8 protein-coding genes and 1 tRNA gene are annotated in these 11,833 nt (G+C 56.7%); 6 read left to right on the top strand and 3 right to left on the bottom strand.

From position 1 onward, the window contains the following. From VFE46_07700 to VFE46_07690, 3 genes are all read left to right on the top strand, one after another. The coding region (locus tag VFE46_07700; protein ID HZZ27877.1) for an exosortase/archaeosortase family protein at window positions 1–652 on the top strand (652 nt) is incomplete at its 5' end. Between the two features lie 68 nt (window positions 653–720). Beyond that, window positions 721–3,018, top strand: coding sequence for a polysaccharide biosynthesis tyrosine autokinase (locus tag VFE46_07695; GenBank protein ID HZZ27876.1), 2,298 nt, complete (start codon window positions 721–723; stop codon window positions 3,016–3,018). 71 nt (window positions 3,019–3,089) lie between these two features. Beyond that, window positions 3,090–3,971: an exosortase-associated EpsI family protein gene (locus VFE46_07690; GenBank protein ID HZZ27875.1), complete on the top strand. Its 882-nt coding sequence runs from the start codon at window positions 3,090–3,092 to the stop codon at window positions 3,969–3,971. A 68-nt stretch (window positions 3,972–4,039) separates the two neighbouring features. Here VFE46_07690 and VFE46_07685 read toward each other — a convergent pair. The 3 genes from VFE46_07685 to VFE46_07675 form a co-directional block, all read right to left on the bottom strand. Then, window positions 4,040–4,123 (bottom strand) — tRNA-Leu (locus VFE46_07685). Between the two features lie 13 nt (window positions 4,124–4,136). Next, window positions 4,137–5,780, bottom strand: coding sequence for a SpoIIE family protein phosphatase (locus VFE46_07680; protein ID HZZ27874.1), 1,644 nt, complete (start codon window positions 5,778–5,780; stop codon window positions 4,137–4,139). A 295-nt stretch (window positions 5,781–6,075) separates the two neighbouring features. Then, complete coding sequence (locus VFE46_07675; GenBank protein HZZ27873.1) at window positions 6,076–6,705, bottom strand: DUF6580 family putative transport protein; 630 nt, start codon at window positions 6,703–6,705, stop codon at window positions 6,076–6,078. 169 nt (window positions 6,706–6,874) lie between these two features. Here VFE46_07675 and VFE46_07670 point away from each other — a divergent pair, with 169 nt between their 5' ends. The 3 genes from VFE46_07670 to VFE46_07660 all read left to right on the top strand — a co-directional run. Beyond that, window positions 6,875–9,016: a 3-hydroxyacyl-CoA dehydrogenase NAD-binding domain-containing protein gene (locus VFE46_07670; GenBank protein ID HZZ27872.1), complete on the top strand. Its 2,142-nt coding sequence runs from the start codon at window positions 6,875–6,877 to the stop codon at window positions 9,014–9,016. A gap of 115 nt (window positions 9,017–9,131) precedes the next feature. After that, window positions 9,132–10,289, top strand: a complete 1,158-nt coding sequence (fadA, locus tag VFE46_07665) for an acetyl-CoA C-acyltransferase FadA (protein HZZ27871.1) — start codon at window positions 9,132–9,134, stop codon at window positions 10,287–10,289. Between the two features lie 29 nt (window positions 10,290–10,318). Continuing rightward, on the top strand, window positions 10,319–11,833 hold a 1,515-nt coding region (locus VFE46_07660; GenBank protein ID HZZ27870.1), incomplete at its 3' end, for an AMP-dependent synthetase/ligase.

The raw sequence follows: 11,833 nt of genomic DNA, 5'->3' as shown, positions 1-11,833 counted from the left end.
GGACATGATCTCCATCATTCCCGTATTGGCCGGCGTGTTTGTGATTGCTGGCGGATGGCCGGCGTTAAGGTGGTCAGCGGCGCCGTTGGCATTTTTGGTTTTTATGATTCCGCTGCCGACGGCCCCGGAGCGTGCATTGCTAAATCCGTTGCAACATACCGCCACGACGATGAGCACTTACACGTTGCAGACGATGGGCGTGAATGCCTACAACGAAGGGAATAAAATTCTGATCGGTTTTGAAGGCTTTCCGTTGAATGTCGAAGAGCAATGCAGCGGCTTGCGAATGGCGACGATTTTTCTGGCGCTGGCCGTGGCGATGAGCATGATCATTGAACGCCCTTGGTGGCAGAAGGCGTTTATCATTGTCAGTTCCGCGCCGATTGCCTTGGTGGTGAATGTCATCCGGATTGTCATCACCGCGCTGTTGTACATGTTGCTGGGACAAGAATCGGAATTTGCCAAGCGGTTTTTCCATGATCTGGCCGGCTGGTTCATGATTCCCATTGCATTGGGCTTCATGTACCTCGAAATCCAGATTTTGGATCGGCTGTTTGTCGAAGACACGCACGATCAACCACCGCATGCCGGTGGATTAAGCTCGCCAAACACAAGAGCGGTCCACCGACCGGTGCCGACCCGTGCTCGCTAGCGCTGACGGCGAATGACACAATACAAGTTTGTAGGGCAGATTTTTGACTCGAACTAAGAGGCGTAGCAGTGACTCAAGCTTCTCCAAGCGATATTGATCCGATGAACAACGAGGCTAGCCATCAGGATATTGGCCACTCAGATGCGGGCCATTATGGCGACGCGGCGTCAGGCAATCATGCCCTGATGGTGCGGGATTACGAAATGCATGGCCTGAGCCCGTATGTCGCGCCGGGTTATGGCGGCGCTTACGTGGAGGGTACGCCGGGGGGGCTGAATTTTTCGCAATTGCTGCACGCGCTTCGCCGTCGGTGGTTGTTGGCGCTGGTGGCGGGGTTAATGGTGGGCGTGCCGCTGGCGGCGCTGCTCTGGCTGGTGGCGCCGCAGAATTATGAAGTGGTGGCGTGGTTGCGCGTCGGCGCTCCCCAGCAATGGAGTTCAACCCCGGGTTCATGGGACGCATCGGAATACGAGCCCTATCGGCAAAGCCAAGCGGCATTGATCCGCAGTCCGGTGGTGTTGGTAGAAGCGCTCAACAAGGAGGGCATTTCAAGCCTGCCGTTGCTGCGTTCTGAAAAAGAGCAGCGCCGGTTCCTCGAGGACGAAATTACGGTCGTTACGCCGCGAGATTCGCAATTGTTGCAAATTCGCATGCGCGGCAAGGACCCGCAACAGTTGGTCAAAATCGTCAATGCGGTGAAAGACTCTTACATTGACAATGTCGTGGAAGTGGAAAACCGCGAGAGCGTGCAAAAACTCCATCTGTTGGAAAACACCTTGGGTGGCCTGCAAACCGACATCTCCAACAAACACGACGCCCTGCAAAAATTGCAAGAAAAAACCAGTTCGGCTGATTTGGACTCGGTGAAGCTTCGCGAAAGCATCCTGATTCATCAAAGCACAACCATCATGGATGAAATGAGTCGGGCTCACGAAGATTTGGCCAAGGTGGAAAAGCAGTTGCTATTTTGGAAGAGCGAAAATGACAAACCATCCAGCGTTCCCGAGTACCTCGTGGAGCTGGCGTTGTCGCACGATGACAAAATTGCCGATCTCACCAAGCAAGCCGGCCAGTACGAGCAAATGATCGCGCTTGAGACCCAAGCCTCGAAGCTGAAAGACCGCGATCCAAAAGTCAAAGAGTACAAGAACACGTTGGCAGGCATTCAGCAGCGGCTTGACGATAAGCGCCGCGAACTTCGGCCCCAAATTGTCAAGCATGTGCTTGCGGATCAAAGTACCGAGGCGGGAGAAAAGGCGCTGGATCCTGACAGATTGGAAATTGCCAAGACCCAGATAGAAGACAATTTGAAAAGACTGTCGAAGAATTTGGATGACGTTTCGGCGGAGACCGCGAAACTGGGCAATGCCAGCGGAGAGTTATCCAGCTTGCAAGAGGAAATTAGGGAATCGGAACGAGAGCGTGAAAAACTGCAATCTCAATTGAACGACGTACGGCTGTCACTGCAATTGCCCTCACGCGTGCGTGTGCTCAACGACGCCTCCGTGCCTGACGCGCCCAGCGAAGTGTTTCGCATTGTGGTGACGGCTTTCGCAGGAATTTTGGGATTGTTGCTGGGCTCCGGAACCGTGGTGGCCATGGAATACCAAGCCAAACGGTTGAACACGTCCACGGAATTGGGCGCCCAAACTGGCCTGCGCGTGTTGGGCACCGTGCCGAATTTGGAAGTACTTTCACGTGCCAAGGGAGTCAATGGCGCTGCCGCCATGCAGGGTATTCTGGCCGAATCGGTCGATAGCATCCGCACCATGTTATTGCGGCAATCGCGCGATGGTGCTCCACATGTCATCTTGGTGACTAGCGCCGGTGATCGAGAAGGAAAAACAACCGTGGCTTCGCACTTGGCCGCTAGCTTGGCACGCTCCGGCCGCCGCACACTGCTGATCGATGGCGACCTGCGTGCGCCAACCGTGCATGCCATGTTTAGTGCGACGCTAGAGCCGGGCCTGTGCGAAATTTTGCGTGGCGAGGTCGAATTGGAAGGCGCCATTCAATCGACGCCGGTCGATGGGTTGATGTTGGTTGCCGCCGGTGCGTGCGACTACCAGGCCATTGCGTCGTTGGCAAAAGACTCGCTGAAAGATGTGCTCGATAAGACGCGTGAGCAATTTGAATTTATCGTCCTCGATGCCGCGCCCGTATTGACCTATGCCGATACGCTGCTGATGGGAGTGCATTCGGATGCCGCCATTTTGAGCGTGCGCCGGGACGTTAGCCAATTGCAAAAAGTGCACGAAGCTCGTGAGCGCATGGAATCTGTCGGCGTTAAGGTGTTAGGCGCGGTGGTCAACGGCATCACCGAAACCAGCCGCCGACCGGCCTATGCCTTGCCGTCCCCCACGTAAAATGTTTTGTGCGGCCGAACCGTGATTCTGTCGCAGCTTTCGCCGAAAATGTTTATGCCGGATAATTTTTCATGGAAATATTGCAATCCTATTGGAGTTTTATAATCCCGGCGATCGCCTGCTTGGGGTTGATGGTCGCCCATTTCTACGTCCACGGATCCGGCAAAGTGCTGGTTCGATTAGCCATTGTGGGCGTTGTGCTTTTAGCCGCGCATTCGTATCTACAAGGAATGTGGACAGAGCGCTGGGCCGCACGCTCGGTTTCGGAAGAGCAGGCGGCCTTCGCGGAGCGGCTGAACCACGTTCCCACCTCGTTCGGGAATTGGGAGAGTGTCGAATCTCCCATTTCGGAGCGCGAAAAAGAGGCCTCGGGCGCAACGAACACCATTTCCCGAACGTACACAGATCGGACCGATCGTAGCAAAGTGGTGAATGTTTATATTGTTTGTGGTCATCCGAAGGATATTACGCAACACACTCCTGATCAATGCTTTGTGTTAAGCGGCTTTGAAGAAGCGGAAGACGAACAACCTTACACGATCGAAATGGGAGACAGTGACAAAACGTCGGCTGACTTTCGAACGACCCGGTTTCGCAAAGGCCTGTCGTTTAATCCACAAGATCTTCGCATTTTTTGGAGCTTCAGCCATGACGGCAAATGGGAATCCCCGCGCATCCCAAAAACCTGGTTGATGCATTATCCGGCGCTGTACAAAATCTATGCCAGCACCGATTTACAGGGGACGACGCATATCAATGCTGCAGACAGCGCGGCCTTGCCGTTCTTAAGGGAATTCATGCCGATCTTGAATCCGATCTTATTCCCCGCCGAAGAGAAGCCGGACAATAGCGCCACGGCAACCAATGCCGTTGCGCCTGCCGACACAAAAACCGAGCCAGCCCCTGCGGCCAGCGCCACGGCGCCGGCGACGGATGAAAAAACGGCAAAGTAGTGCGCCGAACGTAATCTTGGCGATGGCGTGCCCAGGGGCGCCCGCGCATGAAAAACCCCCGTGCTCAGTGCGGGAAACAGGACTTGAACCTGCACGGTATTGCTACCACTAGGCCCTCAACCTAGCGCGTCTGCCAATTCCGCCATTCCCGCGGGTTTACGGATTCTAGCTCAGCAGACGCTGCACGACTAGGATGCTTCGGTCTTGAACCGATTGTGGCCGTTCATTGCGGCTTGGGTCGAATGGAACGCCGCCAGTCGTTAATGTGAATGGAGACACTCGGGCTGAATTGGGGAGCCAGTCGCGTACTCGTTCGATGATTCGCTGTGGCGACGCAGCCAATTCTTGACGCAGCATGGCAGATAACGCGGCTTCGTCGATGGGGCGTCCGCGCTCATTGCAGGTATCCATGATTCCATGGTTGCACACTACTAACGATTCGCCGGGCGACAATATCAGCGGGCTTTTTCGCTCCGTTTGAATTACCGGCGTGAGGCCCAGCGGTTCGCTTGGTTTGACGAGCGAAGCCCAACCGTCGGGCTTAAGCCACATCGCACTCGGCCTGCCGGCAGCGGTGAATTGACAGCGGCCATTGAGCAAATTGAGCTGCCCCAGCCATAGCCCTGCCCGCCAATTTCCCGCGGAGCTTTCCCAAAGAACGCGATTGGCACGGCGCAGCAATTCGTCGACCTCCAAGGGGGATTCGCTGGCCGCTCGCAATGCCGCGCGCAGCGCGGTCGAAGCAATGGCCGCTTCCAATCCGCCATCGCAGGCATCGCCGAGCATGACCAATAGCGACGAATCGTCGAGCATGCGCCAATCGTAAAAGGCGCCCCCTAATGCGTCGGCTTGTTCGGTCCAGCCGCTGACTGCCCAGCCTGGCAGCGGCGGAGACTCGATGGGCAATTGATGCTCCTGATTGCGCCGCGCGGCCTGCACTTGCTTTTCGAGTTGATTACCGGTTGTTTTTTCCTGCACCAGCGCCTCGCGTTCCAAATCGGAGGCAATTTTGCCCGCCACTACTTCGGCAATGTTCGTTTGCTCGTCGGTAAAGGGACGCTCGGCGTTGGAAAACAACCACAGCGTGCCGAGCTGCGTCGTGGGACTGGAAACGGGCACGCACAATGCAGCCGCGGCCTTCTCGGGCGGCTTCCACGACCCGACCATATCGGCCCGTGTTTCCAGTGCAATGGCATGTCCGATGAGCGCCTCCAAATCGGCCATTTGGTTCGCCAGGGGGCGGGGCGGTTCGCTGAGCTTTTCCAGCGGCAATCCCCACGCGGCCCGGAGCTTGAGCTGGCTGGTTGCTTCGTCCAGCAAATACAGGCCCGCCGATTGGCAACCGATGGCTTGGGCGCCAGCCTTTAAGGTAGCTTCTAGTCGCGAAGCCAAATGGCTTTGTTCATTGGGGTGGCGCTTGACGGGAATGGCGGCTGCCAATTCCGCTTCGCTTTCGCGCAACGCACGGCGGGCGGCAAACAATTCGTTCAGCAGCTCCCCAATGGCCCCTGCCATGCGCTCGGCAGCTTCCCAATCGGAACGCATCGATTCGTACACCGTCGAACTGCCGCATAAATCGATCCGCAAATGTCCGGGAGGTTCTCCAACGCCCGGGTTGACCGGGGCGGACCAAAGCAGATCGAGATTTTCTTCGGGTTCAGATTCGGAAACATATCGCAGCGGCCAACCGGTGGCGTCGGCAAACGCCTGGCACAGCTCGCCAATGCAGGCCAAGTCGGCCAGATCGGTCCGCACTTCATCCGCTTCGCTGGAACGGAGATGCAACTGGGGAGATGTGGATCGGTTCACCGCGCACTCTATGCACAAGGGACGAAGGATTGGGGACAGTCCATTGCGCACAGTGCGGCTGCGGAAATTGCGAGATCGGGGGCGCCCGAAAGAGCATATTTCGGGCACGTCACCACAGATTGCAATCGTTCCGCGAAGCAGCAGGCATCCAGTTGCCGTTAGGGCTTAACATCGGCAGCGGGCGGGACTGAGAATAAGCCTAGCGAAAAGATACCGATTGTTCCACAAGTAACTGAGCGCCTGGAAAAGCGCACAACGACGGCGCATCAAGCGTGTGAAGGACCCAGAATGGCTATTAGTCTGAAACCACGGTTACCGGCGCAAGTTGCGGATCGTGCTGTAGCACCGCCTCGCGGGAGGCAAACCAACGATAAATGCCGAAAATCAGGCCGGTAAAAAATAAATCGCCCAGGAGCATGTTGCGTAAAAACGGCAAGGCGGCAATGTAGCTGTCGAGCTGCCCGGCAACGGTATGAGGATACAGCTCGTTGCCCGGCCACAGGACGAAATCGGTGACCAAGTAGAACAAAATGGCCGGTGCGGCGGCGAATCCAAAAACTCGGAGCCAGCTTGATCGGCGTTGCAGCACCCAACCTAACGCAATGGGCAGCACCAACATCGCTATCGCCAGACTCATTTCCCAGCGGTTATTGTATTTTGGCAATCCCAAATTGCTGACGACGACAATGGCCAGCGGGACCAGGCAAGCCACGAATCGCGGGACAAAGTAAAAACCAGCGAACAGCCCGGCTGCGGTAACGGCGGTAAAATTCGCTAGGCCAATCGAGGTGATGCTCGACGGTTCGCTGGCGCCGGCGGTAGGCAGCTTGGGATAACTGGCCTCCGAAAGCCATCGCGTCGAAACTCCCAACACAACTAGCAGGAAAAAAACCAGAATATTCGCCAACAACTTGCGGTTCGTCATGAATCTTAGGCTCCATTCGGAAATTCAAACCACTGACGCTTGGATTCTACCTGTTTCGCCAATTGCTAAGCAAGCCGGGAGTAAGCTAACGAGAACGGCAAAGTTACGGGTTTACGCAGGGCGGCGTCAGGTCTATCTTGACGGTACTCCATGGCAGGAAAATTGATTTATGCCCAATGATGCTGTAATTCGCCTTTCGTTTGCCGAGCCCGACATTGCGGTGCTGACGTTGGATGACCCCAAGAAAGGGGCCAACGTCCTTTCGCAGCGCGTGCTGGAAGAACTATCGGCACATTTGGATGTGTTGGAAACGCGGCAGGATTTGGCCGGGCTGATTGTGCGGTCGGGCAAACCAGGCTCGTTTATCGCCGGCGCCGATTTGCGCGAATTCGCCGCTTCGTTCGACATGCCCAAAAGCGACGTAACAGCCATGTGCACCCGGGGCCGCAAGCTGTTTCAGCGGCTGGCGAATTGCCCGTTTGTTACGGTGGCGGCCATCGATGGCATTTGCGTGGGGGGCGGGGCTGAACTGGCCATTTGGTGCGATCGCCGCGTCATGGCGGATGACGCCAAAACTCAGTTTGGCTTTCCGGAAGTGAAGCTGGGTTTGTTTCCCGGCTGGGGAGGCACGGCCCGGTCGTCGCGGATCGTGGGTCTTTCGAACGCGGTGGAATTAGTCACCAGCGGCGAAAGCATTGACGGCCGCGCGGCTTACAAAATGGGTTTGGCTTCCGATGTGGCGCCGGCGGCCCGCATTCAGGAAGCGGCTATTCGCTTGATCCGCGCGGAGCAAAAATCGAAGCAATACCTCACAGACCGCCGCCGCTGGAGTGGGCCCATCGACATGAACGAGACCGAGTTGGGCTTTTTGGGCGCCACCGCTTACGGTTACCTCCAGCAACAAACCAAGGGGCACTATCCGGCGCCGCTGGCCGCGCTGGAAGTGATGTTGGGCGCGGCCACGCAAGATATCGATTCGGCCTGCAACGCCGAGGCCGAAGGGATGGCTGCGCTGTTCGGCTCGCCAGTGAACCGCGCGCTAATCAATGTGTTTTTCTTGTCAGATCGTAACAAAAAAGACACCGGCATCGACCGACCGAATGTCGCCACACGGCCGATCAAATCGGTGGCCGTAATCGGGGCCGGCATTATGGGGCAAGGGATCGCAGCGGCAAACCTGAAGCGCGATTTGCCGGTCACCATGACCGATGCCGTGCCCCAAGCATTGGGTGTGGGCGTGCAAAAAATCCTGGAAGAAGTTTCCTACAATAAACAAACGAAAGGCTCCGATCCGCAACGGGCTTTCAAATACGCCGCGCTGCTGCACGCCACGACCACCGATGCAGAATTAGCGCACGCCGATTTAGTCATCGAAGCCGTGGTCGAAAACCCCGAAGTCAAGCGGCAAGTGTTTGCTCGGTTGGAGCCGCTGTTGCGAGACGATGCTATCTTGGCTTCCAACACTTCGACCATTCCCATCACGCGATTGGCGGAAGGACTAAAGCGGCCGGCACAGTTTTGCGGAATTCACTTCTTCAACCCTGTGCGGAAAATGCCATTGGTGGAAGTAATCCGCGGCCAGCAGTCCAGCGACGAGACCATTGCTACCGCCGTGGCCTATGCCAAGTCGATTGGCAAATCGCCGATTGTCGTGAACGACGGCCCTGGATTTTTGGTCAATCGGCTGCTGCTGCCGTATATGAACGAATCGATTGAACTGCTTCTGGAAGGCGTGGAAATTTCCGCCATTGATCGGGCGGCTAAGAATTTCGGCATGCCGATGGGGCCGATTACTTTATTCGATGTCGTAGGCCTGGACACGGCTTTTTATGCCGGCCGCGTCATCTACGATGCCTTTCCGGAACGAATTGTGGTATCGCCGGTTGTGCCGGCGCTGATCAAAGCGGGGCGGCTAGGGCAAAAATCTGGGGCTGGCTTTTTCAAATACACTGGCGGCAAGGATCGCGGCGAAAACGATCCGTCACTCAAGCCGCTGCTTGCTCCGATGATTCGTGGCCAGCAAAAGCTAAGCGAGGAGCAAATCACCGCTCGGCTGTTTTTGCCGATGCTGCTGGAAGCCACGCGTGTGCTGACCGACAAAATTGTGCGCGACGTGCGCGATGTCGATTTGGGTTTGATTTACGGCCTGGGTTTTCCGCCGTTCAAAGGGGGCCTGTTATTTTGGGCCGACATGCTGGGCGTCGCCAAGATTTTGGAAATGCTCAAACCGCTGGAGTCACTGGGCCAGCGCTGGAAACCGACGCCGATGCTCGAAGACATGGCCAAAACCGGAAAGAAGTTTTATGGCTGAGAAAACCCTTGACCGGCACGCACTTGACCACCAGCGCTAACATTACAAGTGGAAATCATCCCCAATTGACGTGCTTCCTAACTACAATTCCTGAACCCCGAACCCTGGCTCTGACATGAAGCGCCCTGTGATTGTCGCTGCCGTGCGCACGCCCATTGGCCGCTCGCACAAAGAGAAAGGCGTGTTCCGCGACGTCCGGTCCGACGATTTAGCCGTATCGGCCGTGAAGGCGCTGATCGAACGCAGCAGAATCGATCCTATCGAAATCGAAGACGTGGTGCTGGGCAATACGCAACAGCAGGGAGAGCAGGGATTAAACGTCGCCCGAACCGTGGCGCTGATGGCGGGTTTGCCCATGCACAGCGGCGGGGCAACCATCAACCGTTTGTGCGGATCGAGCTTGCAAGCGCTCAATCAGGCGGCGCATTCGATTGTGGCCGGCGCGGAGGATGTGCAAATTGTCGGGGGCCTGGAACACATGCAACATATTCCGATGGACGCCGGAATAGATCTCAACCCCAAGCTGTTCGAACGCACCAGTAAGGGCGCACTGCTCATGGGCATTACCGCGGAATTTCTGGCCCAAACACAGGGTATTTCGCGAGAAGAGCAAGATGCGTTCGCACTTCGCAGCCATCAACGCGCTGCCGCCGCAACCCGCGAAGGCAAATTCAAGCCGGAAATTGTGCCGGTGTTTGGGCGAGACGAGGCGGGCAATCGCATTTTGGTGGAAACCGATCAGTGCATTCGGCCGGACGCCAGTTTGGAATCGCTCGCCGCATTGAAGCCTGCTTTCATGCCGGGCATGGGAACGGTGACCGCCGGCAACAGTTCCCCCTTGAACGACGGAGCCGCGGCACTGTTGGTGATGTCGGAAGAAAAAGCAAAATCTCTCGGCCTGAAGCCGTTGGTACGAATTGTGTCGACGGCCGTGATTGGCGTGGAACCGGCGGTCATGGGCACCGGGCCAGTGCCGGCCGCGCAGAAAGCGTTGGAGCGTGCCGGAATGAAACTGTCGGACATTGACCTCATCGAATTGAACGAAGCGTTCGCCTCGCAGGCGCTGGCGTGCATCCGGATGTTGAAGTTGGACGAGGGTAAAACAAACGTCCGAGGCGGGGCGATTGCCATTGGCCATCCGCTGGGTGCCAGCGGCGCGCGAATCGCTGCCACCTTAGTGCACGCCATGCTCGATCAAAGCGCTACGACCGGATTGGCCACCATGTGCATTGGCGTAGGGCAAGGAATTGCCACGATTTTCGAACGGGTGTGAATCGAACTCGGATCTGTTGAATTTTTCCGATGAGCGTTCCATCGACCACTCTCGTCAAATTGTTTTGCGACAGCGTGGCTCGAGGAGGCGACCGAACGGCCCTGCATTTGCCCACCGGTAATGGGGCGGCGTTTCGGTCGCTCTCATGGAACGAACTGGCCCACGAAGTGCGGCGATTGGCCGCCGGGTTACGGCGAGCCGGAGTGCAGCCAGGCGATCGGGTGGTGCAGGTTTCCGAAAACCGCTACGAGTGGATCTTAGCCGACTTGGCTGTGCACGTGGCGCGCGGAGTGCATGTGGCCTTGCATGCGTCCCTTTCGGGATCGCAAATCGCCTGGCAAATTGCAAATAGCGAAGCACAAATGGTGCTGCTCTCTACAGCGGAGCAAGCCGGAAAACTAGCAGTGGAGAGCCTTGCTCTGCCGCGGGGTTTGCAATTCTTTTCGTACGAACCGACCGAACGCGAAATCGCCGGACAGCCCATTTTGCCCTTTACGGAGTTATTTTCCGCGATCGGTAAAGATGCCGCCGACCCCCTACTGCAAGAATCGCTGGTGCAAACAACGGCGGACGATTTAGCTACCATCCTTTACACTTCCGGCACCACGGGCGAAGCCAAGGGCGTAATGCTCAGTCATGGAAACTTAACCAGCAACGCGGCCGGATGCTGTGCCGCCTTCGAAACCACGGTGAAAGATATTCGCCTAAGCTGGCTGCCGTTTTCGCATATTTTTGCTCGGACGTGCGATTTGTATACCTGGTTGGCGCGCGGCTCGGAACTGGCCGTGGTCGAAGATCGGGAAAAAATCATCGACCATTGCCAGATTTTGCGGCCTACGCTATTGAACGGCGTGCCGTATTTCTTCGAGCGAGTTTATCGGCGGCTTTCCGAAACGGGAAAACTGGGGCCAGCCGCTCCTGGCGGCAAAACGTATTTGCAACAAGCGCTCGGTGGCGACATCCGTGCCTGTTGCAGCGGCGGAGCAGCGCTTCCAGATCATGTGGCGGAATTCTTTTGGCAGCAGGGCTTGCCGCTGGTGCAAGGTTACGGCCTGACAGAATCGTCGCCGGTCATCGCCACCGCCACGCCGGATCACAACAAAGTTGGAACCGTCGGCCGGGCTATTGAGGGCGTGGACATTAAAATTGCCGAAGACGGCGAAGTGCTCACTCGCGGCCCGCACGTCATGCTTGGCTATTGGCAAAATCCTGAAGAAACTGCGAGTGTTCTCCAAAACGGCTGGCTGCACACCGGCGACTTGGGCGCGCTTGATGCAGACGGTTATTTACGGATAACAGGACGAAAGAAAGAATTGATCGTCACGGCGGGAGGTAAAAATATTGCGCCGGTGTTTTTGGAAAGCTTACTCGCCCAGGAGCCGCTCATTTCGCAAGCGATCATCATTGGTGAAGGAAGAAAGTTTTTGACCGCACTGATTGTTCCCAATCCCGACACTTTGCGGGCCGAAATTATTGCGCGGCAAATTCCTGTTCGTTCGGCGGCCGAAGCGCTGGTGCATCCGGCGGTGATGGAGTTGTATCGT

Source organism: Pirellulales bacterium (assembly GCA_035656635.1).
Taxonomy (GTDB): domain Bacteria; phylum Planctomycetota; class Planctomycetia; order Pirellulales; family JADZDJ01; genus DATJYL01.
This window is presented reverse-complemented; position numbering and strand designations above follow the sequence as displayed.